Here is a 25,166-nt window from a genome sequence, read left to right on the forward strand (position 1 = left end):
GCTACCGTGGTGTTCATGCTGCGGGAGTGGACGAGGGCCGACACCAGCGCACTGCTGCGCGTGCCGACCGCGGATGACGACAAGTACTCGCGGGGCGTGGTGGGCCTGCGCACCGGATCCGCCGCTTATCCGGGTGCGGCCGTGCTCGGCGTCGAGGCGGCGTGGCGAGCGGGGGCGGGGTACGTGCTGTACACCGGCGGCGCGCGGGACGCGGTGCTCGCCCGGCGCCCCGAGACGGTCGCCAGAGCCGAGGCGGGCAGAACGCGGGTCGGGGCGTGGGTGATCGGTTCGGGAACGGATGCCGAGCACCGCGATGCCTCCGAGCTCGAGGCGCTCGAGGTGATCCTCAGCGGCGAGGCCGCCGTCGTCGTCGACGCCGGCGCGCTGGATCTCGCCGAGCACGGAACCGCCCCGATGGTGCTCACACCCCACGCCGGCGAGTTCGCGCGGCTGCGTGCCGGGCTCGGGCTGGAGAGCATCGACCTCGGAGCGGAACACGACCGGATCGCGGCAGTGACCGAGACCGCGGCACGGCTCGGGGCGACCGTGCTGCTCAAGGGCGCCCGCACCGTGATCGCCGGTCCCCGCGACGAGCCGATCGTGGTCGAGAACTCCCCGGCCTGGCTGTCCACCGCCGGCACCGGCGACGTGCTGGGCGGGGTGATCGGCGCGCTCATCGCCGCGGATCCCGACCGCACCCTGGCGGAATCCGCGGCGGCGGCCGTCTGGCTGCACGGGCAGGCCGCGGCACGGGCATCCGGAATCGCGGGCGCACCCTCGGCGGGTACACCGTCGCGCGGGCATCCGATCGTCGCTCTCGACGTGGCCGAGGCGCTGCCCGGCGCCGTCGGCGAGCTGCTGTCATGACGCCCTGGTACCCCAGGTGATGTCGCGACCCTGGGTGGTGTGGGCGGCGTTTCTCCTCGCCCACGCCGTCGTCGCGGCGGCGGGCTGGCTGCTTCCGAGCCAGCCGATGGGCGACGTCGTGCTCGTGTACCAGCCGTGGGCGCACGCGGCGCTCGGCGGCGACGCGGTCGTGGGGATCACCGAGAGCTGGGTCTACCCGCAGGTGGCACTGCTGCCCATGCTGGCCGCGCACGCCATCGCCGTCCCGCTCCTGCCGTTGCTGGGCGGCACCGGTGCGTACCTCGTGGGCTGGGCGGTGCTGGTGACCGCGTGCGATGCGCTCGGTCTCGCCCTGCTGCTGCGCGGCCGCGCTGCCCACCGCCGGTCGGCGGCGTGGTTCTGGATCGCCGCGCTCCTGCTGCTCGGCCCGATCGCGATGTACCGGATCGACGCGATCACCGTGCCCCTCGCGCTCGCCGGGGGTCTGTGGCTGGCGTCGCATCCGCGTCTGGGTGCTGCGGTGCTGACCATCGGCGCCTGGATCAAGATCTGGCCCGGTGCCCTGCTGGTCGCCGCGATCGCCGCGGGCCGGCGCGGACTGCAGCTCGCGGTGACCGCCGCCGCCGTCACCGCCGCGATCATCGCGACGCTGCTGATGCTGGGCGCCGGGGAGCGGCTCTTCGGCTTCATCACCGCGCAGACCGGCCGTGGCCTGCAGATCGAGGCGGTCGCCGCGACGCCCCTGCTCTGGGCCGCGGTCGCCGGCGACGCGACGATCGAGTACAGCTTCGACATCCTCACCTTCCAGGTGATCGCCCCGGCAGCACCGGCGGTCGCGGCGGCGACCACACCGGTGATGATGATCGCGGTGGCCGCCATCCTGGTCATCGGGATCGTCCGGGCACGCCGCGGTGCCGCCTGGCCGCGCCTGCTTCCCCCGCTCGCTCTCGCACTGATCGCCGCGCTGATCGTCACGAACAGGGTCGGATCGCCGCAGTTCACCACCTGGCTGATCGCTCCCGCGATGCTGTGGCTCGTCTTCGACCGTCTCCGTGCGCACACGCCGGCGGCTCTCGTGCTGCTGCTGTGCGCCCTCACCTTCTGCATCTACCCGCTGACCTACGACGGACTGCTCGCCGCCCATCCCGTGCCGGTGCTGCTGCTGACCGTGCGCAATGCCATGCTCGTGGTGACGCTCGTCGTCGCCGTGCGTGCCGTGCTGCGCACTCCCGCGTCGCGTCGCTGACGCGATCGACCACGAAAACAGGAGGAACCATGCTCGTCGCATTCTCCGTCGCCCCTTCCGGCGACGGCCGCTCCGGAGATTCGGTGCACGACGCCGTCGCCGCCGCCGTAAGAGTGGTGCGGGGTTCCGGCCTCGCGCACCGCACCACCAGCATGTTCACCGAGATCGAAGGGCCCGACTGGGACTCGGTGATGGATGTCGTCAAGCGGGCCACCGAGGCCGTCATGCCGTACGGGTCTCGGGTCTCGCTCGTGCTGAAGGCCGACATCCGACCCGGGTACAGCGGCGAGCTGGATGCCAAGATCGAGCGCCTCGAGGCGGCGATCGACGCATCCGCCGACGGTGAGGCGACCGGCCGGTAGCATGGGCGGGTGACTCCCTCGAATCTCTCGAGGGGGGCGGCGATGAGGGCGCTCCTCTCTCTCGCCGTCGGCAGCTTCGGCATCGGCATGACCGAATTCGTCATCATGGGCCTGCTGCCCGAGATCGCCCAGGATCTGCTGCCCGATGTCTGGGCGGCCAGCAGTGAGCAGGCGATCGGCCAGAGCGGTGTGCTCATCTCGCTCTACGCGCTCGGCGTGGTGATCGGCGCGCCGACCATCGCCGGCGCCGTGGCGCGCTTCCCACGCCACCGCGTGATGCTGGCGCTCGCGATCGCACTGACCCTCGGCAACGCGCTCACCGTGGTGCTGCCCGGCTTCGGTCTGGTCGGCGCCTCGCGACTGCTCGCCGGCCTGCCGCACGGCGCGTACTTCGGCATCGGCGCTCTGGTGGCGGCCGACATGCTCGGGCCGGGCAGGCGCGCCCAGGGCGTCGCGTTCATCCTGACCGGGCTGACCGTCGCCAATGTCGTCGGGGTGCCGCTGGGCACCTACCTCGGACAGCAGTGGGGGTGGCGCACGGCGTTCCTCGTCGTGACCTGCGTGTTCGCCCTCGCGGCCGTCTGCATCGCCCTGTTCGTGCCGGCGCACCCCGGTGATCCCGGACGCACCCTGCGCTCGGAACTGGGCGTGTTCCGCGTGCCGCAGGTCTGGCTCACGCTGGGCATGGGCGCGATCGGCTTCGGCGGGTTCTTCGCCGTGTACAGCTACATCGCCCCGCTGGTCACCGAGATCGCCGGCGCTGCGCAATGGGTCGTGCCGGTGACCCTCGTGCTGGTGGGTGTCGGCATGACCGTGGGCAACCTGGCAGGCGGACGCCTGGCCGACCGCGATCTGCGCGGCACCCTGGTCTGGGGCCTCGCCGCGCTGGCAGCCGTGCTCCTGCTGCTCGCCCTCCTGTCGTTCTCGATCGTGCCGCTGATCATCACCGCCATGCTCGTCGGCGCGATCGCGTCGGTGCTGAGCCCGGCGATCCAGACCCGCCTGATGGACGTCGCAGGTGACAACCAGTCCATCGCGGCCGCCTTGAATCACTCCGCGCTGAACATCGGCAACAGCCTCGGGGCCTTCCTCGGCGGAGCGGCGATCTCGCTCGGCTTCGGCTACACCGCCCCCGAGTGGGCGGGGGCGGTGCTGGCCGTGCTCGGACTCGCGATCGTGCTGACCGCCTACCGCGCGCAGGCGTCGGCGCCGGAGCAGACGCTGGTGCCGGAGACGGCGGCGCGCGGCCGTTAGAGTGTCCGCATGGATGCACCGATGCGCGTCGCCGGAACCGCCGTGGTGCTGCGCGACGGTGCGGCAGGTCTGGAGGTGCTGCTGCTGCGGCGCCCCGCCACCGGATCGTTCCCCGGCGTCTGGGTCTTCCCGGGCGGGCGCGTCGATCCCGGAGACGAGATCGACACCGACGACGAGGAGCAGGCGGCGCTGCGCGCGGCCGTGCGCGAGACTCGTGAGGAGGCCGGGATCGGCATCCGGGATCTGGCGACCCTCTCGCGCTGGGTGCCGCCGGCCGAGACGCCGGTGCGGTTCCGCACCTGGTTCTTCCTCGCCCGTGACAGCGGCGAGCGGCTGCGGCCGAACCCGGGCGAGATCGAGGAGGCGGTCTGGATGACGCCCGACCGCGCGTTCGGGCGGCACGCGGCCGGCGAGCTCACGCTGTTCCCGCCGACCTGGATCACGCTGCACGCTCTGCGCGAGCATTCCACCGTCGATGACGCGTTCGCGGCGGTCAGCGCCTTCGCCCGCTACGAGACCCGGATGCAGCAGCTCGAGCGGGGGATGCGCGCGCTGTGGGCGGGCGATGAGGAGCATCCCGACGAACCGGGCGCACCGGGAGCGCGCCACCGGCTCACGATGACAGCGCTGCCGTGGGTCTACGAGCGGGGCTGAGCCCCGGTCACGACGCGAGCAGTCGCTCCAGGTGGGCGCCGACCGGGTCGGTCTCGATGAGGAAGCCGTCGTGGCCGAAGTCGCTGGTGAGCACCACGGCCTCGTCGTCGATGAGGTTCGGGATGCTGCGCGCGATACGCTGCTGCCCGTCGACGGGGAACAGCCGATCGGTGTCGATGCCGAGCACGAGCGTCTTCGCCGTCACGGTGTGCAGCGCCTGCTCGACGCCGCCCCGGTCGCGGCCGACGTCGTGCGAGTTCATCGCCTCGACGACCGTGAGGTAGCTGTTCGCGTCGAAGCGCCGCGTGAACTTGTTGCCGTGGAAATCCAGGTACGACTCGACCGCGAACCGTCCGCCGCGGCCGAGCGGCGACACATCCGACTGCCACGAGCGCTGGAAGCGCTGATTCAGCTCGATGGGGCTGCGGTAGTTCAGCAGCGCCATGCGCCGGGCGAGGGCCAGGCCGCGGTGCGGACCCTCCCCGAGCGCCGCGTCGTAGTACTCGCCTCCGGCGAAGCGCGGGTCCATCCGCACCGTCTCGAGCTGCACGAAGTTCAGCGCCAGCTGGTCGGCGGTGGTCACCGGGGGAGAGGAGAGCACCGCGAGCCGCTCGACGCGCTCGGGCTGCATCACCGCCCACTCCAGGGCGTGCATGCCGCCCATCGAACCGCCGATCACGGCGGCCCACCGTTCGATGCCCAGCGCGTCGGCGAGGGCGATCTGCGCGGCGACCTGGTCGCGGATGGTCAGGTAGGGGAAGCGGGATGCCCATTCCCGGCCGTCCGGGGCGATGCTCGCGGGTCCCGTCGAACCCTGGCATCCGCCGAGCATGTTCGGTGCGATCACGAACCACCGGTCGGTGTCGATCGCCGAGCCGGGGCCGACGATGTCCTCCCACCACCCGGCAGTGGCGTGCCCGGCACCCGCGGGGCCGCGGACGTGGCTGTCGCCGGTGAGGGCGTGCAGGATCAGCACGGCGTTGTCGCGTGCCTCGTTCAGCTCGCCCCAGCTCTCCCACGCCAGGCGGGTCGCGGGCAGCAGCTGGCCGTTCTCGGTGCGGAAGCCGCCGAGGAACGTGAAGCGGCGCTCGCCGGCCGGATCTCCGTCCCGCCAGGCGCCGGTCGCGGGCGGGCGCGCCCGCAGCAGACGCACATCCGCCTCGGTCACGGGCGCCGAAGGCACCGTGTCCTCGGAGGTCGTCTGCCAGTCCATGCGTCCATTCTCGCCTGTGCGCCTCTGGGCCCGCCGCAGGTTACGCGGGGGCGGCTGAGGCGGGAGCCGGGCTCCCGCCCGGGTGCACCGCCGGAGACGGAGAGCCGGCCAGGATCAGCCGAAGACGGCGGATGCCCCGGACCGGACGGTCCGGGGCATCCAGGTGCCCGAAGAGGAGGAGGTCAGGCGCGAGCGGCCTCGGCGACGCGACGGGCGGCGCTCAGCGCGCTGTCGAGGTCGGCCTTGAGGTCGTCGATGTTCTCGATGCCGACCGAGAGGCGCACGAGGCCCGGCGTGACGCCGGCCGAGAGCTGCTGCTCGGGCGAGAGCTGCGAGTGCGTGGTCGACGCGGGGTGGATGACGAGCGAGCGCACGTCGCCGATGTTGGCGAGGTGGCTGAACAGGGTGAGGCTGTTCACGAACTCGCGGCCGGCCTCGACACCGCCCTTCAGCTCGAACGACAGCACCGCGCCGACGCCCTGAGGAGCGTACTCGTTCGCCTTGGCGTACCAGGGCGAGGACGGCAGGCCCGAGTAGTTCACCGACGCGACGTCGTCGTGGTTCTCGAGCCACTCGGCGATCTCCTGCGCGTTCTGCACGTGACGCTCGATGCGCAGCGACAGGGTCTCGATGCCCTGGATGAGGTTCCAGGCGCTCTGCGGCGAGATGGCCGATCCGAGGTCGCGCAGCAGCTGCACGCGGGCCTTGATGACGTACGCCAGCGCGTCGCCGACGGCGGTCGTGTACGACGCGCCGTGGTACGAGGGGTCGGGCTCGGTGAGGCCGGGGAACTTGTCGACGTGCTGCGACCACGGGAAGGTGCCGCCGTCGATGATCGCGCCGCCGATGGTGGTGCCGTGTCCGCCGAGGAACTTGGTGACCGAGTGGATGACGATGTCGGCGCCGTGCTCGAACGGACGGATGAGGTACGGGGTGGCGATCGTGTTGTCGACGATCAGCGGCACGTCGTTCTCGTGCGCGATGTCGGCGACGCCCCGGATGTCGAGCACGTTGATCTTCGGGTTGCCGATGGTCTCGGCGAAGAAGAGCTTGGTGTTCGGGCGCACGGCCGCACGCCACTCCTCGGGGTCGTCCTGGTTCTCGACGAAGGTCACCTCGACGCCGAGCTTGGCGAGGGTGTACTTGAAGAGGTTGTAGGTGCCGCCGTAGATCGAGCTGGATGCGACGAAGTGGTCGCCCGCCTGGGCGATGTTCAGGATCGCGAAGGTGGACGCCGCCTGGCCGCTGGAGAGCACCAGGGCGCCGGTTCCGCCCTCGAGGGCGGCGAGGCGCTGCTCGAGAACATCCTGCGTGGGGTTCTGGATGCGGGTGTAGATGTTGCCGAACTCGGCCAGCGCGAACAGGTTCGCGGCGTGGTCGGCGTTGTCGAACACATACGACGTGGTCTGGTAGATCGGCGTCGCGCGCGCCTTGGTGACCGGATCGGGCGCGGCGCCGGAGTGGATCTGCTTGGTCTCGAAGCGCCAGTTCTCGGCTGCGGTCATGACGTGCTCCCAGGGTGGTCGGGACGATTCGGGTCGGGTGGTCGTGCGGCGGATGCCTGGTAGCGACCTTACGAGCGGGCGCGGTGCCCGCCAAGCCTCCGGAAATGTTACGTAACACGCGGGGATGACGGGTTCGGCGGCTCAGAGCGCCTACGGTGGAGGGCATGGTGATCAGACGAGCCGTGGTGACCGGAGCGAGTTCGGGTATCGGAGAGGCGACCGTGCGCGTGCTGCGCGCGAGGGGCTGGGACGTCGTCGGCGTCGCGCGCCGCGAGAAGCGCCTGGAGTCGCTGGCCGCCGAGACGGGCGCATCCGCGATCGCGTGCGATCTGACCGACTCCGCCGCCGTCGACGCTCTGGTCGCCGAGCTCGAGCGCAGCGGTCCGGTGCATGCTCTGGTGCAGGTCGCCGGTGGCGCGCGCGGCACCGACAGCGTCGAGCACGGCTCGATCGACGACTGGCAGTGGATGTACGACGCGAACGTGCTCGCGACCCAGCGGCTCGTCGCCGGGCTGCTGCCACTGCTGCGCCGGTCCGCGGCGGCCGACGGCCACGCGGACACGGTGTTCGTCACCTCGACTGCCGCGCAGAACCCGTACCCCGGCGGCGGAGGCTACACCGCGGCGAAGGCCGCCGAGGCGATGCTGGTCAAGGTGCTGCGTCAGGAGCTGCACGGCGAGCCGATCCGCGTGGTCGAGATCGCCCCCGGCATGGTGCACACCGAGGAGTTCGCCCTCAACCGACTCGGGGGCGACAGCGTGGCCGCCGAGGCGGTCTACGAGGGCGTCGCCGAGCCGCTGGTCGCCGATGATGTCGCCGAGCTGATCGCGTACGCCCTGAACGCACCGCGCCGGGTGAACCTCGACCTCGTGACGATGCGCCCCCTCGCGCAGGCCGCGCAGCACCTGCTGGCGCGTGGGCCACTGCACGTGCGCACCGACGACTGATGCGTCGCACGCTCGTCGAGCTGGCCGATGCCGGCCTGGTCGATCCGGCGTGGGCGCAGGCGCTCGCACCCGTGCAGCCCCTCATCGGCGAACTCGGCGACAGGCTGCGTGCTGAGCAGGCCGCGGGCCGCGACTACCTGCCCGCAGGCCCCGATGTGCTGCGTGCCTTCCGGCGTCCGATGGGCGATGTGCGGGTGCTGATCGCCGGCCAGGACCCGTACCCGACACCCGGGCATCCGATCGGGCTCTCGTTCGCCGTCGACCGGCACGTGCGCCCGCTGCCGCGGAGCCTGGGCAACATCTACCGGGAGCGCCACGCCGATCTCGGCATCCCGCCCGCACCGCACGGCGACCTCTCCGCGTGGAGCGACCAGGGGGTGCTGCTGCTGAACCGCGTGCTCACCGTGCGTCCCGGGACCCCGGCATCCCACCGCGGCTGGGGATGGGAGAAGGTCACCGAGCTCGCCATCCGCGCTCTCGTCGATCGCGGGCAGCCGCTGGTCGCCGTACTGTGGGGGCGCGACGCCGCGGGCCTGAAGCCGCTGCTGGGCGACACCCCGGTGATCGAGTCGGCGCACCCCTCGCCGCTCTCGGCGCGCCGGGGATTCTTCGGTTCGCGCCCGTTCTCGCGCGCGAACGCCCTGCTCGAGTCGATGGGCGCGGCGCCCGTCGACTGGCGTGTCGAGGGGGAGGCGTGAGCGGGTTGCGGGTACGCGAGGTGACGGATGCCGATCTGCCGGCGATCCGCGACATCTACAACCACTACGTGCGCTCGTCGACGGTGACGTTCGACGAGGTCGAGTCCGTCACCGACGACTGGGTGGCGAAGGCCGCCCGTATCGCCGAGGCGGGCATCCCGTTCCTGGTCGCGGAGACGGCGGACGGAGAACTGCTCGGCTACGCACTCGGACAGCCGTGGTCGGCGAAGTCCGCCTATCGCTTCACGATCGAGAACTCGATCTATCTCGCACCCTCCGCCGTCGGACGCGGCGCGGGATGGGCGCTGCTGGCCGTGTTCCTCGACCGCTGCCGGGAGGCCGGCCTGCGGCAGGTCATCGCGGTCATCGCCGACAGCGGCGCGGAGGCGTCGACAGCCCTGCACCGGAAGGCGGGGTTCACGGACGCGGGCCGGCTGGTCGACGTGGGGGAGAAGTTCGGCCGGCGCCTGGGCGTGCTCTTCCTGCAGAAGTCGCTGTGACGGCCGCTTCGCGGCCGATCGATGTCGCATTTCGGTATACCAAGCGCCGGATGCTATGCCGTACTGAAATATTTCAGAAACGGTCCGGAAGGACGGGCACTGCGGCGAGCAGCCGCTTCGTGTAGCCCTCCGCCGGGTGCCGCAGCACGGTCGCAGTGGCACCGCGCTCCACGATCCGGCCGTCCTTCATCACCGCCACCGTGTCGCTGAGATGCTGAACGAGCCCGATGTCGTGCGACACGGTGATCAGGGTCAGCCCCTCCTCGGCGCGAAGCCGGACGAGAAGGGCGAGGATCTGCGCACGCACCGTCACATCCAGAGCCGACATCGGCTCGTCGCCGACGAGGATCCTCGGACGATGCACGATCGCGCGGGCGAGTGCGATCCGCTGCCGCTGCCCGCCCGAGAACTCGTGCGGATGCCGTGCCGCCATCGCGGGGTCGAGATCCACCTGTGCGAGCACCTCGCGCACCCGTGCGCGGTGGTCACCGGGGATGTCGAGGGCCCACAGCGGCTCGGCGATGATCTGCCCCGCCGTCATCCGCGGATCCAGCGACGCGTACGGATCTTGGAACACCAGGCCGGTGCGGCGACGCAGCCAGTGCAGCGATCTCGCGCTCGTCGCGGCATCCACCTCGCGCCCGTCGACGCTCACGCGACCGGTGGAGGGTCGATCGAGTCCGAGCAGCAGTCTCACCAGGGTGGACTTGCCCGAGCCGGATTCGCCGATGATGCCGAGCGATTCGCCCGGGGCGACGGTGAGGTCGGTCGGATGCAGGGCGATGCTCCGGCGGGCGCGCTCGAAGAGGGCGCGGCGGGGAGCGGGGAAGGAGCGGCTCAGCTCCTCCGCGACGATGCGGCCTGCGTCGGAGTCGGCCGGTGTCGTCATGATCCGATCCCGTCGTCGTCGGCTGCCCGCCACAGCGTCGCCGTGGCGTCACGCAGCAGCGCCTGCGTGACCGGAGAGGCCGGGGCGGTGAGCAGGGTGGCGATCGGCGCCTGCTCGACGACGCGACCGTGCTCGAGCACGACCGCGTCGGTCGCGACCTGCGACAGGACTGCGAGGTCGTGCGTGATGAACACGAGCGACATGCCTTCGTCGGTGACGAGACCGAGCAGCAGATCCAGCACCTCGGCCTGGATCGTCACGTCCAGGGCCGTGGTCGGCTCATCGGCGATGAGCAGTCGGGGCCGGCCGGCCAGGGCCATCGCGATCGCGACGCGCTGGCGCTGACCGCCGGAGAGCTGGTGGGGGTAGCGATCGACGATGGCCTCAGGAGTCGGCAGCTGCACGCGCACCGCCTCGGCGACCGCACGCTCACGCGCCTCCCGCCTGCCGATCCGCTCGTGAATGCGCATCGGCTCGGCGATCTGCCGGCCGATCGTGCGGATCGGATTGAGGGCGGAGCGTGGCTCCTGGAAGACCATGCCGATCTCATCGCCGCGCAGACGCGCGAGTTCGCGATCCGGCATCCCGATCAGCTCCACCCCGTCCCATCGGATGCTTCCGCTGACCCTCGCGCCGTCCGGGAGCAGTCCGAGGATGGCGAGCGCGGTCATCGACTTGCCCGAACCGGACTCGCCGATCAGGCCCAGCCGCTGTCCGTCGTCGACGGCGAAGGAGACGCCGTCCACCACGCGGGTGCCGTCGATCTCGACGACGAGGGCGTCGACCACGAGGCTCATGCGATCACCTCCGGGACGTGCACCTGTGCCGAGCGGCGGGAGAGCGTGGGGTCGGTCGCCTCGCGCAGCGCGTCGCCGAGCAGGTTCAGCCCCAGCACGGTGACGGTGATCGCGAGCCCGGGCCAGACGACGGTGAGCGGATGCACTCCGATGTAACGCTGCAGGTCGGCCAGCAGCGTGCCCCACGAGGCCTCGGTGAGGGATGCCCCGAAGCCGAGGTAGGACAGACCCGCCTCGGCGAGCACGGCCACGGCCATCGACCACGACAGCTGCACGATGAACACCGGCGCGACGTTGGGCAGCAGGTGGCGTGCGAGATTCTGACCGGCCGTGAGCCCTGAGGCGCGCCCGGCGAGCACGAAATCGCTCTGCTGCACCCGGCGCAGCTCGGGTCGGGTGACGCGGGCGATGCTGACGCCGAAGCCGATGCCTACTGCGAACACGACCACCCACAGCGAGCCGCCCCAGACGGCTGAGATCATCATGGCGATCATCAGCACGGGGAACGCGATGAGGATGTCGACCAGCACCGCGATGCTCTCGCGCACCCATCGGACGGTCAGTGCACCGAGGGCCGCGAGCGATATTCCCACCAGGGTGGCCACCAGTCCGGCGCCGACGGCGACGAACGCGGTCGTGCGCGCCCCCGCCATGAGCAGACTGAGGATGTCGCGCCCGGTGCCGTCGGTGCCGAGCAGATGCGGCCAGCTCGGCGCCGCCCAGCGTCCGCGCACGTCCGAGAGCATCGGGTCGAACGGCGTCCAGAACACCGACACGACGGCGGTGAGGGCGATCCCCACCACGACGAGCACCGCGAACCGGCCCGTCCACGACGACAGGAGGGTGTGCAGCCAGCGGGGCATCAGCTGTCCTCCCCTCTCTGTCTCGGGTCGATCGCGTGGTGCGCGAGGTCGACGAGGAAGCCGATGATCAGCACGACCCCCGTGAGCACGAGCAGTTCGCTCTGCACCTTCACCAGATCGCGCGTGCCGACGTCGGTGACCAGCATGCGGCCGATGCCGGGCAGTGTGAAGAGCTGCTCGATCACGACGGACCCGACCACGATGCCCGCGATCTGCACCCCCAGCACGGTCACGATCGACAGGCCGACGGCGGGGATGCCGTGCCGCACGAGCGCCTGGCGACGGGTGAGGCCCTTGGCCGCGGCGGTGCGGACGAAGTCCTCGCCCGCCGCCTGGATGGTGGCGCTGCGGACGAACCGCATCAGCATGGCGCCCTCGACGATGCCGATCGTGAGAGCCGGCAGGAGGAGTGACTCGACGGCCTGCGCCGGCGTCGCCCACCCGGTGCGGGGGAAGCCCTGTGCGGGCAGCCAGCCGAGCCAGTGCGCGAAGACGACCACGAGCATCATTCCGGCCCAGATGACGGGCACGGCGGCGAGGGTCTGCGCGCCGATGCTGAGTGCCGTGCCCCCGGCCCGGCCGCGGAGCAGAGCGGATGCGACTCCGAACGGCACGGCGATGAGCAGGGCGACGGTCAACGCCATCAACCCGAGCGGCACGGTCACCCGGGATTTCTCGGCGAGCTCGGCGCCGACCGAGGCGCCGCTGAGCTGCGAGGTGCCGAGGTCGCCGCGCAGGATGCCGCCGATCCAGTCGGTGTACTGCGCGAGCAGGGGCTTGTCGAGGCCGAGCGATTCGCGCAGCGCCTCGACGGTCTGGGCATCCGCCTGCGTTCCGGCGATGAGCTGGGCGACGTCACCGGGGAACACTCGCAATGTGAGGAAGATGATCGCACTCGACACGAGGAGCCCCGCGATCAGCAGGGCTCCTCGGGTGAGCGCGTAGCGGATCACTCCGCGGACTTCGTCACGCCGGCGAGGTCGATGCGCGAGTTGATCGAGTCGGTCGGGAAGCCGGAGACGGCGGCGGTGTGCGCGGTGAGCGTGGCGCCGTTGTAGAGCCAGTCGGCCGCATGGTCCTCCGACACGATGCGTGCCGCCTTCCTCAGCAGCTCGGCGGACTTGTCCGGGTCGATCTCGGTCTGTGACTGCGCATACAGCTTCTGGACCTCTTCGTTGTCGTAGCCGAAGTAGTAGTCGGGGTTCGCGAAGTTCACGAAGTCGCGCGGTTCGACGTGCAGCACGAAGCTCAGCTCGTAATCGTGGTTCGTGTAGACGTCTTCGAGCCAGGTCGGGAACTCGACGCGCTTCACCTCGAGCGAGACGCCCACCTTCGCGTAGTCCGAGACGAGCACCTGCGCGGCCGTGGTGCCGTAGAACGACGGGATGGTGAGCGTGAGGTCGAGCTTCTCGTGCCCGGCCTCCTTCAGCAGCTTCTTCGCCTCGGCGGGGTCGTACGGGGCGACGTCGCTGAGGTCCTCGTATCCCGGGTCGAGCTCGGGGATGGGCCCGTAGAGCGTCTGGCCCGCACCTATCGCCTCGACGAGCGCTTCGTGATCTACCGCGAGGCGCAGCGCCTTGCGCACCCGCACGTCGTCCAGCGGGGCCTTCTGATTGTTGAAGGCCAGGGTCGCCTTGTCGGTGGTGCGACCGGTGGTGATCGTGAAGTCCCCGGTGTCCTCCAGCTGGGACACGAGGTTCGGGTCGACCGCCGTGAGCACGTCGAGCGTGCCGTCGAGCGCCGCGTTCACGCCGGCGGTGAAGTCGGGGATGTACTGGAAGACCACCTCGCCGATGGTCGCCGCGTCGCCCCAGTACTCGTCGTACCGGTCGAAGGTGATCGCACTGCCCTTGGCCCAGCGGTCGAGGACGAACGGGCCGGTGCCGTTCTCGGCGGTCTTCAGATCGGTCGTGTCGCCCTTCTTGAACACCAGGCCGGCGGGGCCGGTGAGCGTGAACAGGAAGTTCTGGTCGGGCTGGGTGAGCGTGATGGTGACGGTCTGCGCATCGGGGGCGGCGACGGATGCCACGTTCGCGAACTCGGCGTTGCCCTGCACCCCGGCATCCGACTTGACCGTCTCGTAGGAGGCGACCACATCGGCCGAGGTGAGTGCGGTGCCGTCGTGGAAGGTGACACCGTCGTTGAGCGTGAAGGTGTAGGTCAGACCGTCGTCCGACACCTCGTACGAGCTCGCGAGACGCTCTTCGATCCCGTTGTCCTGGGTGCGGGTGACCAGACCCTCGTAGATGTTGTCGACGAGGACCTGCTCGAGCGCGGCGCCGCTGGTGTGGCGGATGTCGAGGTTCGTCGGCTCCAGGACGAGACCGACGGTGAGGGTCGCGTCGGGGTCGGCTGCGGCGGGCGTGGTCGGGGTCGGCTGCGCGGTGGGGGAGCATGCGCTCAGTGCGAGGGCGCCCGCAGCGAGCAGGCCGAGCGCGGCGAGTCCGGCCGGACGCCGGGTGGGGGAAGCAGACAAGGGGTGTCCTCTCGAGGGGAAGAGAGCGCGCGGTCAGCGCGCGTCGCGGGTCAGGGCGCCGGACGCGATGTCGGCGAGCGAGGCGGGAGCGGTCTCCTGGACGTTGTGTCCGGCGTCGACCGTGATGACGGGGGAGTCGGGCAGGTGTGCGCGGAACGCGTCGACGTCGGAGTCCTGGAGGAATCCGTGCGCGCCGCGGACGAGGGTCACGGGGGCGGCGACCGCCTCGAGCTCGGCCCACGGATCGGCGACGGCCGTGTGACCGGCCTTCAGGGAGTCGAATGCGGAGCCGATGATGCGCGCGAAGTGGTGCTTCCATTCGACTCGCCCGTCCACTCGCATCCGGGTGTTGAAGAACACACCGCGCTCGGTGTCCTCCAGGCTGCCGCCGAATCCGAAGGACCGGGCGCGCGCCACGGCGTCGGCTCGCGAGGCGAAGTCGGCGACGGCGTAGAACTCTCGCAGGATCGCCGGAGCCGCGTCGGTGTCGAGTCCGGGCACGATGTCGACCAGCACCAGCTCGCGCACGAGCTCGGTATGGCTGGAGGCGATGACGGAGGCCGTCAGCCCACCCAGCGAATGGCCAACGAGAACCTGTGGGCGGGACGTCCAGGCTCCCATCGCACGGACGATGTCGTCGGCGAGGAGCGCCGGGGAGTAGTCGTGGTCGTCGCGCCATGACGAGTCGCCGTGCCCGGCGAGGTCGATCGCGAGAGCCGGCCGACCGAGCAGGAGCGCCACCGCGTCCCAGGTGTGCGCGTTCAGCCCTGCGCCATGCAGCAGCGTCACCTCGGGAGCACCGTCTCCGAAACGCAGCGCGCTCAGGGTGCGGCCATCCGGCAGGGTGAGCGAGATACGCTCGACGGACGGCACGTCGGTGCCGAGGGTCTGTGCCTGGCCGGGCAGGTAGCGAAACTCGCTGGCGTCTTCAACCACGGCCATATTCTGCTCTCGGAACAGGCGGACCGGGAAATGCGGGAGCACCATGCTCGCTTCATTTCCGTAACATCTATCCATATGCTGAGTATCAAGCTCCTTCGCTTGGCTTATTGCATTTCGCCCGGAATTCTGTGGGGGCGGCGCCGCCCGCCTAGGCTGGACGCATGCCTCTGTTTCGAGATCGCGAGCGCGCATGACCGTGCTGCACGTCGGCGGCGTGGCGAACGTGCGGGATGTCGGCGGCATGCCGGCGGGTTCGTCGCGCGTGCGCACCGGTGTGCTGTTCCGCTCCGGGCATCTCGCGCAGCTCACCGCCGAGGGCGGTGCGGTGCTCTCCGCCCGCGTGCGACACGTGATCGATCTGCGCGACGATGCCGAGGTCGATCGGGAGCCCTCCGCGCTGGGCGGCGTTCCGACCACGCGCATCCCGCTGTTCCTGGGATCGGTGGGATCGTTCTTCGCCCAGAACCTCGACCTCGCCGCGATGTACCGGCATCTCATCGACGAGTCGGCGCCTCGCCTGGTCGACGCCATCCGGATCATCGCCGCCGGTCAGCCCACACTCGTGCACTGCACGGTCGGCAAGGACCGCACGGGCGTCACCGTCGCCCTCGCACTCAGCGCCGTGGGTGCCGACCGTGAGGCCGTGATCGCCGACTACGCGCTGACCGCCTCTCAGCTGTCGCCCGAGCGCAACCGGGCGATCGTTCAGTACCTCCGCGCGCACATGCCCGACGCGACCAACGCCGTAGAACTGGCGACCGCATCACCGGCTCCTGTGATGGCTGCGCTGCTCGCGGAGGTGGAGGAGCGCCACGGATCGGTCGCCGGATACCTGCGCGCGGCCGGGATGACCGCAGGCGAGCTCGACGCGCTGGCGACCGCCCTGGTCGACTGACCACGCCGTCTGGGTGCCGGTGAGGTTAGGCAACCCTACATCGGTGGTAGGGTGGACTCATCATGAGCACCACTCAGACGTTCGCCGGCAGCCGCGCCGCACGCCGCGCCTCCCGTCGCCCGCAGGTGCAGCACCTCATCACGGCCGACGAGCACTCGCTGGCAGATCTCGAGCTCGCGCTCGCGACCCTGCCGATGTGCGCGGTCGGCCGCGTCTTCATCGAGGTGCCCGACTCCGCCCACGTGGGCGTGGTCACGGCACCGCCGCGCATGACCGTCACCTGGTTGCCGCGCGCACGCCGGCACGCCGCCCCCCGAGCGACCGGTGAGGCGCTCACCCGCGCGGCGACGGCCTGGGCCGACGAGATGCTCTGCGACGAGTCCGGATCGGGCCTGCGCACCGAGGTCATCCTGCTCGGAGGCTGGCTGAGCACCGTTGACATCGTCGACCACCTCACCGACACGCTCGCGGTTCCCGCATCGGCCATCCACGCCCCGTCGCGCTACGGACTGTCGCTCGACTGAGCGCTCGGCGCGATCCGAGCTGCGGGGCGGGAACGGCGCACGTAGCCGCCGTCCTCCAGACCCGCATCGATCTCGAACCTGTTGCGCAGCGGATCACGCCCGGCGAGGAGATACAGGACGGGCATGAGGAAGCCATAACGCTGCCATTGCCTGCGGTGCACCGCCTCATGGCGGAGGATCGCATCCGACGGGTCGCGGTCTCCGGTGAGGAAGCAGCCGCCCACGCATACGCCCCCGCGGGCGAATGACCATCCGGGCATCCCGCGGAAGACCCACAGACCTTCCCGGCGCTGCACCTTCCCCGTGCTCCACAGCGAGCCCCACACCCAGCCGACCGCCGTGCCCCACGCGTAGCCGATCCGGCTGAGGGGCGAATCCAGCAGCACCGCGGGGATGAGGCGGTCGAACCTGCGTCCGCGTTCCAGCGCGCGCTCGGCGCCCTCGCGCCAGTCCTCGTTCACGCCACAGCACCGATCAGGCGCAGGATGGCGCCGAGATCGAGCACGGCATCGGCGGGACTTCGCGGCGCGAAGCCGGCGATGGTCGCACCGGCGAGCGGCACCTCGTCGCGCAGACGCCGCAGCGCGGCGGCGAGCCCGTTCGCAGTGACGCCGAACGGAGCGGCCTCGGAGACCCCTTCGAACTCGGCGGGGTCGAGGACGTCGACGTCGATGTGCACCCAGACGCGCGTCGCGCCGGTCGCGCGCACGGCAGCGGCGACGGCATCCGTGTCATCGAGGTCGGTGGGGGAGAGCTGGGTGAGCCCGTCCAGAACATCGCGCTCGGTGTCGTCGATGCTGCGCGCGCCGAGCAGCACGATCCGCTCGGCCGGGATGCCGGGATCGAGCGCGAGCTGCGGCTCGCCATCTCCCATCACCGCGCGCAGCGCCATCCCCGCGAAGGCGCCGGAGGGGGAGGTGGACGGCTCGTTCAGATCGGGATGCGCGTCGCACCACAGCACGGCCAGATCGGACGTGTCGACGGCGGCGAGGGCGAAGACGCTCACGCTGCAGTCGCCGCCGATGACGACGGGCGCGTCGGCGGCGCCGGAGAGCTGTTCGGCCACCAGCTCACGGGTGCGCAGCAGGGCGCTGAGCCGTCGGATGCCGGTGCCGAGCGAGTCGCCGGCTTCGAGCGGCACGTCGAGGATCGTCGTGTCGCGGCGGGGCAGGTCGCCGGCGATCGCCGCCGCTCCGTCGGTGAGCAGCATGGCGCGCGCTGACGGCGAGCCCTGCCACTGCGGGACGATGAGGAATCGGGTCATGGTCCCTCCAGGAGGAGAAGGAGGGGTGGATGCCGGTGTGCGGCACCCACCCCGAGGATCATTCTGCTTCGATGGCGGCACGCGAGGTGCCGCCGGACTTGAGCTCGGCGAGCCGGGCCTCGACCTCGGTCAGCTCACCGAGGTCCTCCAGGCTCTCGAACTGCGCGTCGAGCGACGAGGCCGCGATCTCCGCCTTGCCCTGGGCGAGCGCCTCCTGGCGACGGATCTTGTCCTCGAACCGGCCGAGCTCGCTGGTCGGGTCGAGCACGTTGATCGAGCCGATCGCGTCCTGCACCTTGGTCTGCGCTTCGGCGACCTTGGCGCGCGCGAGAAGCTCGCTGCGCTTCGTCTTGAGCTGACCGAGCTTCTCCTTCATGCCGTTCAGGCCGCCCTTGAGCTTCTCGACGATCTCGGTCTGAGCGGCGATCTGCGGCTCCGCCGCCTGTGCTTCGCGCTCCTCGCCGATCTGGCGCTGCAGGGCGATCTTGGCGAGGCTGTCGAACTTGTCGGCGTCGGTGGTGTTGCCGGCGGCGCGCAGCTCGTCGGCCTTGCGGCTTGCGGCGAGGGCCTTGTTGCCCCACTCGCGCGCCGCGCGGACGTCCTCCTCGTGGTCGCGCTCGAGCAGTCGCAGGTTGCCGATCGTCTCCGCGATCGCCGACTCGGCGTCAGCGATGTTGTTCGTGTAGTCGCGGACGAGCTGGTCGATCATCTTCTGCGGGTCCTCGGCCTGGTCGAGGAGGGAGTTGATGTTCGCGCGGACGAGCGTGGAGATGCGTCCGAAGATGGATTCCTTGGCCATGTTCATTCCTTTGCTGTTCTCAGGTTGTGGTGGTCGATGGTCGAATCAGGATCGTGAGGATTCCCGGATCGGGCATCCGGTCAGAAGGCGCCGCCTCCTCCGCTGCTGCCGGAGCTGCCGCCGAAGCCGCCGACGGAGAAGCCGCCTCCGCCTCCGCCCCCGCCGAAGAAGCCGCCGCCCCCGCTGAAGCCGCCGCCTCCGCCGCCGGATCCCCAGCCGCCGCCCCAGCCGCCGTGGTGATGACCTCCGGTGACCTGGCCGATGAGGATGCCTCCGAGAAGAGCGCCGAGCGTGTCGTTCCTGCCGCCGCCCGGTCCGCCGAACCCGGAGTAGTCGCTCTGCGCGAGCCGGATCGCCTCGGATGCCAGCGCGTCGGATCGCTGGGCGAAGGCGAGGGCCTGAACGGGGTCGACCTGGCCGAGGGAGCGGGCCTGGTCGAGGTTCGCCTGTGCTTCGGAGAGTCTCGTCCGAGCGGTCGACGATATCGATCCGCGCCGGTTGAGGATGAAGCTCTCCGCGGTGGAGATCTGCACCTCTGCGCGTCGGATCGCGTTGCCGAGCATGCTCGCGGCGTGCGCGATCCTGGCCTGCTCGTCTCGGCCGCGCTCGATCACCGCGTCGATCGTCGTGTTGGCGGCCTCCAGGGCACGCAGCGCGTCGATCGGCTCGCGTCCCGAGGCGCCGAGCCGGCCCTGCGCCTGCCGGATGCCCTCGATCGTGGCCGCCACAGCCTGGGCCACCTCGCCGCGGGGGTCGGGCAGGCCGCGCGCGGTCTGCGCATCAGCGGTCAGCTCCGACAGCAGGGCGGTCGCGCGCTCGTCGGCGTCCGCGAGATCATGCTGCAGCTTCTCGACAGCGTCCTCGAGCTGGGTGGCCTGCTGCACCGCGCCCTCCGCCGCGCGGACGGCGACCGCCGCATCGCCCGTCTGACCCGCGGCGATGAACGCGTCCGCCTCGCGGATCCGCTCGTCGGCGAAGGTCATGCGCGAGCGCGCCTCGGTCGTGTTCTCTGCGACAGGCGAGATCGCGGCCGGCGAATACACGGTGGCGAGGGTGGAGAGGATCTCATCGGCGCGATCGATCTCGGCGCCGGCTGCGGCGCGCAGGCGGCGCACGTTCTCGAGCGCGGCCGGGGCGTTCTGCTCGAGCTCGCGCAGCTCGTCGAACTCCGCCTTGCGTGCCTCGAGCACCTGGGTCGAATCCGAGCAGAGCTGCAGGATGCGCTGGTTCCACTCGATCCGCTGATCATCGGTGTCGGGCACCTCGTCATCGAGCTTCTGCTGCAGCGAGAACGCCGCGTCGAGGTTGCTGCGAGAGGTCTGCAGCGCCTCGACGAACGGCCCGATGACGTCATCGCCGAACTGCGCCCGCGCGTACTGCATCTCCTGCTCGCTCGTGCGCACGAGGTCGTCCGTCCGCACCAGCGCGATGTCGGCCTGCTGCTCGAGCTCGGCCAGCTGCGCCTGTCGTCTCGCCGCCTCCGCCGCGCGCCTGCGGGCGCGACGCATCAGCAGCACGACGGCGATGACGATCACCGCGATCACGACGACGACTCCGACGATCACAGCGGTACGTGTGCCCGCTTCCGCCGCCCGCTGCGGCGCGAGCACGTAGACGTCGTAGGCCTTGTCCGCGCCGGCGACGACGGCCTGACTGAAGTCGCTGTTCGACAGGTCGGGGCGCATGGCCGAGAGGATCTCATCGCGCTGCTCGACGCTCATCTGCCCCGCGTCGGGCCGGTACATCGTGTAGTTGCGTCCCTCGGTGGAGACGGAGATCAGGTACTGCGAGTCGCTGAAGGCGTTGCCCTGCGCCGTGCGCGTCGTCCACTCCGCCGGGTCCTCCGGCGACGTGTACTCGGGCACGAGCACGAAGAAGAGGTCGATGCCCGCCTCGTCGCGCAGCCTGTCGAGCGTCTCCTCGGCGGCGGCACGATCGGCGCTGGAGACGACCCCGCTGCGATCGGTGATCTGCCCGTCGAGCTCACCGGGGTCCGTGGCGGATGCCGCCGACGCCGTCGCGAGGCCCGCGGCCGCGGCCAGCAGCAGTGCGGCCGCAGTCAGCCACCGAGTCCTCATAGTGATCCTTCCGACCGGCAGCCGCGCCCCCATGGGATGAGTCTATGCACTGGGTCTGACCGGCGACAGCATCCGCGGCGGGTTCGCCGTTCGCCCTCAGCGCAGACGCATACGCTGGAGGGCATGGACGACATGTACGGCTCGGATGTGCTCGCAGACGGCTGGCGTCAGCGCGGTGTCGCGCAGACGACCGAGGTCGCCGCCGTCAAGGACCTCGTCGTCGAGGTCGCGCAGGACGGCTACTGCGGCGCGGTCACGCGCGTCGAGGCGGGCACGGTCGAGCTCGAGGACTGGAAGGGTCGTCGTCGCACGTTCCCGCTGGGCGGCGGCTTCCTGATCGACGGCAGGCCGGTGCGGCTCGTCGTGGCGGCGGCGAAGGCCTCGGGGCCGCGCCGCACGGCATCCGGCTCGTTCGCCGTCGCCGACGAGCGGGCGCGCACCGCGCTGCCGAGCCGCATCCTCGTGGAGGGGCGCCATGATGCCGAGCTGGTCGAGAAGGTGTGGGGCGCCGACCTCCGGGTCGAGGGCGTGGTCGTCGAGTACCTGAGGGGGCTCGACCTGCTCGACGAGCTGCTCGCCGAGTCGCCGCCGTCGCACACCCGCCGCTACGGTGTGCTCGTCGACCACCTGGTGCCCGGCTCGAAGGAGACGCGCATCGTGGATCAGATCATGCGCGGCCCGCACGGCCGCCATCTCAAGATCGTGGGGCACCCCTACATCGATGTGTGGCAGTGCGTGACGCCTGCGGCGATGGGCGTTCGAGCATGGCCGGAGATCCCGCGCGGCACCGACTGGAAGATCGGTATCTGCCGGGCGTTCGGATGGCCGGCGGACGACCAGACCGATATCGCGCACGCCTGGAAGCGGATCCTGTCGCGGGTCACGACCTACCGCGACCTGGAGCCCGCGCTGCTGGGCCGGGTCGAGGAGCTGATCGACTTCGTCACGGAGCCCGCGCGGTGACCGGCCGTTCGCGGGGCATCCCGTCCACATGGGGCGCTGAGCCTGTGGAAGCGCCCCAGTATCCTGGAGGGATGCCTGAACCACGCACCTTCCGCGATGAGCCGGTCTCGTTCGTGCGCCGCAGCGGCCGCATGTCGGAGGCGCAGGAACGGGCATTCGAGCAGCATGCGACGTTCTATCTGCTCGACGTCCCGCGTGACGTGGCGTTCACCTCCGTGCATCCCGACGCACGGCTCGACGTCGCGGCCGAGTACGGGCGCGAGGCGCCGCTGATCGTCGAGATCGGCTCCGGCCAGGGACACGCCATCATCGCCGCAGCATCCGCGGCGCCCGACACCGACTTCCTCGCCGTCGAGGTGTTCCGCGCCGGGCTCGCGCGCACGATGCTCGACGCCGCGACCGCCGACGTTCGCAACCTGCGCCTGGTCGAGGCGAACGCGCCCGAGGTGCTCTCGACGTACCTGCCGGAGGGCTCGGCATCCGAGGTGTGGATCTTCTTCTCCGACCCGTGGCACAAGAAGCGCCACACGAAGCGTCGCCTGATCCGCCCGGGGTTCCCGGCGACGGCAGCCAAGGCGCTGGCGGACGGCGGCCTGCTGCGGCTGGCCACGGACTGGGACGACTATGCGCTGCAGATGCGCGAGGTGCTCGATGAGGCGCCCGAGTTCGAGCGCGCCTTCGACGGCGACTGGGCGGAGCGCTTCGACGGCCGCGTCATGACGGCCTTCGAGCGCAAGGGCATCGCCAAGGGACGCGAGATCCGCGACCTCACGTACCGCCGGGTGTCGCGGGTGTGACGAAGACCTCCTGGCACAGCATCCCGCCTGCCGCGCTGGTCTGCGCGGCCGCCCCCGCGTTCTTCGTGCTCGGGTGGTCGTGGGTGGGCTGGCTTCTGCTGGCGGCGGGAGTCGGCGGTGCCGCGCTGGTCGAGCGCAGGTCTCCGCGCTCGATCGCCGTGTCCGTCGGACACCGCCCCGGCTGGGTGATCGGCGAGCGACGCGTCCCGTCGCTGACCCGCGACCTGGCGCTGATCGGTGTCGGGATGCTCATCGTGCACGCGATCTCGCTCGAGGCGCAGCTGGACGATCTGTCGATGCTGCGCTTCACCCTCGCGCTCGGGGGAGCGGTGCTCGTGCCGTACCTGCTCTCGCGCTTCATGTTCCGCGATCGCGCGATCGCCTTCCCGTGGCGCACCGGTACGCGGTGGGCGCGCTGGCAGTGGATCTGGCTGGTCGCCGTGCTCGTGCTGGGCTGGCTGATCCTGCCGTTCTACTTCATCACCAGCGGCGTCTACCAGAACTGGCCGGTCGTGGACTCGCCCGGCCTGATCGCGCGCCTGTTCGTCGGGGTCGGCGCCGTCGGCATCTGGGACGAGCTGTTCTTCATCTGCACGGTCTTCGCGCTGCTGCGTCGGCACATGCCGGCGGCGACCGCGAACGTGCTGCAGGCGATCGTGTTCGTGTCTTTCCTGTGGGAGCTCGGCTACCGTGCCTGGGGCCCGGTGCTCACGATCCCGTTCGCGCTGCTGCAGGGCTGGATCTTCCTGCGCACGCACTCGCTCGCCTATGTGGTCACTGTGCACCTGCTCTTCGACGCCGTCGTGTTCGCCGTGCTCGTGCACGCGCACAACCCCGGACTGCTGCCGTTCTTCCTCGTCTGAGAGGGAGTCGCGTGCACAGGCAGGGCCCGTGCAACTGGTAGGCTCGACCGGTACGCCTCCGTAGCTCAGCGGATAGAGCGCCGGTTTCCGGTACCGTAGGTCGCAGGTTCGATTCCTGTCGGGGGCACGCACTCAGAAGAAGACCGCCCACCGGGCGGTCTTCTCTCGTTTCCGGCAGCGCGATCATCGAGAGGAGCGCCGGGATGACCAGGCGATACAAGGTCGGCGAGCACGTCAGCTGGAACTCGGAGGCCGGGCGGGTGCGCGGCCGGATCACCAAGGTGCACACCGCTGATTTCGAGTTCATGGGCCGCACGCGGCGTGCAGACGAGGACGAGCCGCAGTACGAGATCAAGAGCGACAAGACCGATCACCTGGCCGCGCACAAGGGGAGCGCGCTGACGCTGCTCGACGACTGAGCATGATCCTCACCGTCGGACACTCCACGCACCCCATCGACGAGTTCCTCACGCTGCTGTCGGACGCCGGGGTGGGTGCCGTCGTCGACGTGCGCCGCCTGCCCGGTTCGAACCGCTACCCATGGTTCAACGAGGATGCCCTGGAGGCATCGCTGCGCGAGCACGACATCGACTACCGGCGGATCGAGCAGCTCGCCGGCCGCAGGAACGTGCAGCGCGACGTCCCCGACGAGATCAATGCGCTGTGGCGCAACCGCAGCTTCCACAACTACGCCGACTACGCGCTGAGCGAGGAGTTCGATGCGGGGATCGCGCAGCTGCTGACGACGGCGGACGGCATCTCCGGGTCGGCGGCCGTGATGTGCTCGGAGGCGGTGTGGTGGCGCTGTCACCGCAGGATCATCGCCGATCATCTCCTCGCCCGCGGCGTCGCAGTCGGGCACCTCATGCCGGAGGGCAGGGTGACCGAGGCGACGCTCACACCCGGCGCGGTGGTGCGCGACGGTGAGGTGGAGTACCCGCCCGCCGACTGACGCCGAGTGACGCGGCTACTTCGCCGGCTGGGGCTTCGCGCCGTCGGCCGCCGTCACGGGGGCGGTGCTGAAACGCTCGAGAGCCGCGGCCACCTTCTCGGCGAGATAGGCGTGACCGGCGTCGGAGGGATGCTTGCGTCCGACGCCCACGTCGATCAGCCGCAGGTAGTTCTCGTCGGTGATCCACCGCTCCCGCACGGGAGAGATGTACCACCATCCCCGTGCGGCGGCGAGGTCCGCGAGATCGCGGTCGATGCGTGCGGTGCTCGCACCCACCGGCAGCTCGTGCGGTGCCGGACCGAGGATGACGATCGGGACATCGGGGTACTTCGCGGACATGGCATCCCACACGGCGTTCACGGCGGCGGGGTAGGCCGCCGCATCCGACCGGCGATCGTTGATCGACCCCTGCAGGATGATCAGGTCCGGGTCGATCCACTGCTCCAGCCCTGCGACGCGGGTGAGGAAGTCCGGGCCGTCCAGACCCGGCTTCTGATAGCCGCTGCCGCGCACGCCGCGCACGACGGTGTCGCCGGGGATGAGCCTGGCCAGCCGGTAGGCGTAGCCGTCGGTCGGCACCGTCGCCGCCGACCCGTATGTCCACGAGTCGCCGAACACCAGCACCTCCGGATCGTCGGGAAGCGTCAGGGCGGCGGGGGAGAGGCCGCTCTCGGCGGCGGCGACGGGAGGGGTCTCGGCGGGCGGCATCCACGGACGGAGGATGCCCAGGGTGACGGCGAGCGCGACCGCGAGAGCGCCTCCGAGCGCGAGGGCCGTGCGGCGCCGTCGGGTCGGCGGGAGCAGGGTCATGAGAAGAGCGTATGCGACCGGGGGCGGCC

The 25,166-nt window shown here is 70.7% G+C and carries 28 protein-coding genes and 1 tRNA gene; 16 read left to right on the top strand and 13 right to left on the bottom strand.

Features of this window, described 5'->3' with window-relative positions:
• Positions 1-15 precede the first annotated feature (15 nt).
• The 5 genes from V2S04_RS08785 to V2S04_RS08805 are packed head-to-tail and all read left to right on the top strand — an operon-like array spanning position 16 to position 4,362.
• Entirely contained in the window at positions 16-867 is an 852-nt protein-coding gene (locus V2S04_RS08785) for an NAD(P)H-hydrate dehydratase (RefSeq protein ID WP_413638173.1), read from the top strand.
• Positions 868-886: 19 nt separating this feature from the next.
• A complete protein-coding gene (locus V2S04_RS08790) occupies positions 887-2,092 on the top strand; it encodes a hypothetical protein (protein WP_413638174.1) in 1,206 nt (401 codons plus the stop codon).
• Between the two features lie 29 nt (positions 2,093-2,121).
• Positions 2,122-2,454: an MTH1187 family thiamine-binding protein gene (locus V2S04_RS08795; protein WP_413638175.1), complete on the top strand. Its 333-nt coding sequence runs from the start codon at positions 2,122-2,124 to the stop codon at positions 2,452-2,454.
• Between the two features lie 42 nt (positions 2,455-2,496).
• On the top strand, positions 2,497-3,708 hold the full coding sequence (locus V2S04_RS08800) for an MFS transporter (protein ID WP_413638176.1): 1,212 nt from the start codon (positions 2,497-2,499) through the stop codon (positions 3,706-3,708).
• Between the two features lie 9 nt (positions 3,709-3,717).
• Positions 3,718-4,362, top strand: coding sequence for an NUDIX hydrolase (locus tag V2S04_RS08805; RefSeq protein ID WP_413638177.1), 645 nt, complete (start codon positions 3,718-3,720; stop codon positions 4,360-4,362).
• Positions 4,363-4,369: 7 nt separating this feature from the next.
• Here the strand turns inward: V2S04_RS08805 and metX are convergent, their stop codons facing one another.
• Both metX and V2S04_RS08815 read right to left on the bottom strand, forming a co-directional pair.
• Positions 4,370-5,575, bottom strand: coding sequence for a homoserine O-acetyltransferase MetX (gene metX / locus V2S04_RS08810; RefSeq protein WP_413638178.1), 1,206 nt, complete (start codon positions 5,573-5,575; stop codon positions 4,370-4,372).
• Positions 5,576-5,757: 182 nt separating this feature from the next.
• The gene (locus tag V2S04_RS08815) at positions 5,758-7,080 is read right to left on the bottom strand and encodes a bifunctional o-acetylhomoserine/o-acetylserine sulfhydrylase (RefSeq protein ID WP_099195559.1); all 1,323 of its coding nucleotides are present in this window, start codon (positions 7,078-7,080) and stop codon (positions 5,758-5,760) included.
• Between the two features lie 164 nt (positions 7,081-7,244).
• On the opposite strand from V2S04_RS08815, the gene V2S04_RS08820 reads away from it, so the two are divergent.
• Genes V2S04_RS08820 through V2S04_RS08830 form a run of 3 tightly spaced genes read left to right on the top strand, consistent with a single transcriptional unit; the run spans position 7,245 to position 9,225 of the window.
• Entirely contained in the window at positions 7,245-8,027 is a 783-nt protein-coding gene (locus tag V2S04_RS08820) for an SDR family oxidoreductase (RefSeq protein ID WP_413638179.1), read from the top strand.
• Positions 8,027-8,725 carry a uracil-DNA glycosylase gene (locus tag V2S04_RS08825; RefSeq protein ID WP_099195560.1) on the top strand — a complete coding sequence of 233 codons (699 nt, stop codon included), beginning with the start codon at positions 8,027-8,029 and terminating at the stop codon, positions 8,723-8,725. The genes V2S04_RS08820 and V2S04_RS08825 overlap by 1 nt, the downstream gene beginning before the upstream one ends.
• Complete coding sequence (locus V2S04_RS08830) at positions 8,722-9,225, top strand: N-acetyltransferase family protein (protein WP_413638180.1); 504 nt, start codon at positions 8,722-8,724, stop codon at positions 9,223-9,225. The genes V2S04_RS08825 and V2S04_RS08830 overlap by 4 nt, the downstream gene beginning before the upstream one ends.
• A gap of 73 nt (positions 9,226-9,298) precedes the next feature.
• On the opposite strand, the gene V2S04_RS08835 is transcribed toward V2S04_RS08830, so the two are convergent.
• Genes V2S04_RS08835 through V2S04_RS08860 form a run of 6 tightly spaced genes read right to left on the bottom strand, consistent with a single transcriptional unit; the run spans position 9,299 to position 15,192 of the window.
• Positions 9,299-10,114, bottom strand: a complete 816-nt coding sequence (locus V2S04_RS08835; RefSeq protein ID WP_413638181.1) for an ABC transporter ATP-binding protein — start codon at positions 10,112-10,114, stop codon at positions 9,299-9,301.
• Entirely contained in the window at positions 10,111-10,911 is an 801-nt protein-coding gene (locus V2S04_RS08840) for an ABC transporter ATP-binding protein (protein ID WP_413638182.1), read from the bottom strand. Before V2S04_RS08840 ends, V2S04_RS08835 begins: the two co-directional genes overlap by 4 nt.
• Positions 10,908-11,774, bottom strand: a complete 867-nt coding sequence (locus V2S04_RS08845) for an ABC transporter permease (RefSeq protein WP_099195316.1) — start codon at positions 11,772-11,774, stop codon at positions 10,908-10,910. Before V2S04_RS08845 ends, V2S04_RS08840 begins: the two co-directional genes overlap by 4 nt.
• On the bottom strand, positions 11,774-12,727 hold the full coding sequence (locus V2S04_RS08850) for an ABC transporter permease (protein WP_413638183.1): 954 nt from the start codon (positions 12,725-12,727) through the stop codon (positions 11,774-11,776). The genes V2S04_RS08845 and V2S04_RS08850 overlap by 1 nt, the downstream gene beginning before the upstream one ends.
• Positions 12,724-14,250, bottom strand: coding sequence for an ABC transporter substrate-binding protein (locus V2S04_RS08855; RefSeq protein ID WP_413638184.1), 1,527 nt, complete (start codon positions 14,248-14,250; stop codon positions 12,724-12,726). The genes V2S04_RS08850 and V2S04_RS08855 overlap by 4 nt, the downstream gene beginning before the upstream one ends.
• 33 nt (positions 14,251-14,283) lie before the next feature.
• Positions 14,284-15,192 carry an alpha/beta fold hydrolase gene (locus V2S04_RS08860; protein ID WP_413638757.1) on the bottom strand — a complete coding sequence of 303 codons (909 nt, stop codon included), beginning with the start codon at positions 15,190-15,192 and terminating at the stop codon, positions 14,284-14,286.
• A 190-nt stretch (positions 15,193-15,382) separates the two neighbouring features.
• Here V2S04_RS08860 and V2S04_RS08865 point away from each other — a divergent pair, with 190 nt between their 5' ends.
• Together V2S04_RS08865 and V2S04_RS08870 are read left to right on the top strand one after the other, a co-directional pair.
• Positions 15,383-16,087, top strand: a complete 705-nt coding sequence (locus tag V2S04_RS08865; RefSeq protein WP_099195320.1) for a tyrosine-protein phosphatase — start codon at positions 15,383-15,385, stop codon at positions 16,085-16,087.
• 62 nt (positions 16,088-16,149) lie between these two features.
• Positions 16,150-16,611, top strand: coding sequence for an SIP domain-containing protein (locus tag V2S04_RS08870; protein WP_099195321.1), 462 nt, complete (start codon positions 16,150-16,152; stop codon positions 16,609-16,611).
• Here V2S04_RS08870 and V2S04_RS08875 read toward each other — a convergent pair.
• The 4 genes from V2S04_RS08875 to V2S04_RS08890 form a co-directional block, all read right to left on the bottom strand.
• Positions 16,590-17,072, bottom strand: a complete 483-nt coding sequence (locus tag V2S04_RS08875; protein ID WP_413638185.1) for a Fe-S oxidoreductase — start codon at positions 17,070-17,072, stop codon at positions 16,590-16,592. The two genes, V2S04_RS08870 and V2S04_RS08875, sit on opposite strands and share 22 nt — an antisense overlap.
• A complete protein-coding gene (locus V2S04_RS08880; protein ID WP_413638186.1) occupies positions 17,069-17,875 on the bottom strand; it encodes an arginase family protein in 807 nt (268 codons plus the stop codon). The genes V2S04_RS08875 and V2S04_RS08880 overlap by 4 nt, the downstream gene beginning before the upstream one ends.
• Before the next feature lie 58 nt (positions 17,876-17,933).
• The gene (locus V2S04_RS08885; RefSeq protein WP_099195324.1) at positions 17,934-18,674 is read right to left on the bottom strand and encodes a PspA/IM30 family protein; all 741 of its coding nucleotides are present in this window, start codon (positions 18,672-18,674) and stop codon (positions 17,934-17,936) included.
• Between the two features lie 80 nt (positions 18,675-18,754).
• Positions 18,755-20,752 (bottom strand): TPM domain-containing protein, encoded by a 1,998-nt coding sequence (locus V2S04_RS08890; protein WP_413638187.1) that lies wholly within the window; start codon positions 20,750-20,752, stop codon positions 18,755-18,757.
• Between the two features lie 123 nt (positions 20,753-20,875).
• Here V2S04_RS08890 and V2S04_RS08895 point away from each other — a divergent pair, with 123 nt between their 5' ends.
• From V2S04_RS08895 to V2S04_RS08920, 6 genes are all read left to right on the top strand, one after another.
• Positions 20,876-21,715, top strand: a complete 840-nt coding sequence (locus tag V2S04_RS08895; protein WP_413638188.1) for a DUF3097 family protein — start codon at positions 20,876-20,878, stop codon at positions 21,713-21,715.
• 71 nt (positions 21,716-21,786) lie between these two features.
• Positions 21,787-22,512, top strand: coding sequence for a tRNA (guanosine(46)-N7)-methyltransferase TrmB (gene trmB / locus V2S04_RS08900; RefSeq protein WP_099195327.1), 726 nt, complete (start codon positions 21,787-21,789; stop codon positions 22,510-22,512).
• Positions 22,509-23,375 (top strand): CPBP family intramembrane glutamic endopeptidase, encoded by an 867-nt coding sequence (locus V2S04_RS08905; protein ID WP_413638189.1) that lies wholly within the window; start codon positions 22,509-22,511, stop codon positions 23,373-23,375. The genes trmB and V2S04_RS08905 overlap by 4 nt, the downstream gene beginning before the upstream one ends.
• A 54-nt stretch (positions 23,376-23,429) precedes the next feature.
• Positions 23,430-23,502, top strand: a tRNA-Arg gene (locus V2S04_RS08910).
• A gap of 76 nt (positions 23,503-23,578) precedes the next feature.
• Entirely contained in the window at positions 23,579-23,794 is a 216-nt protein-coding gene (locus tag V2S04_RS08915; protein WP_099195329.1) for a DUF2945 domain-containing protein, read from the top strand.
• 2 nt (positions 23,795-23,796) lie between these two features.
• A complete protein-coding gene (locus tag V2S04_RS08920) occupies positions 23,797-24,327 on the top strand; it encodes a DUF488 family protein (RefSeq protein ID WP_413638190.1) in 531 nt (176 codons plus the stop codon).
• 15 nt (positions 24,328-24,342) lie between these two features.
• Here the strand turns inward: V2S04_RS08920 and V2S04_RS08925 are convergent, their stop codons facing one another.
• On the bottom strand, positions 24,343-25,137 hold the full coding sequence (locus V2S04_RS08925) for an SGNH/GDSL hydrolase family protein (RefSeq protein ID WP_413638191.1): 795 nt from the start codon (positions 25,135-25,137) through the stop codon (positions 24,343-24,345).
• Positions 25,138-25,166: the final 29 nt, after the last annotated feature.

Origin of the sequence: Microbacterium sp. OR21 (assembly GCF_047306785.1) — a bacterium.
GTDB classification, from domain to species: domain Bacteria; phylum Actinomycetota; class Actinomycetes; order Actinomycetales; family Microbacteriaceae; genus Microbacterium; species Microbacterium esteraromaticum_E.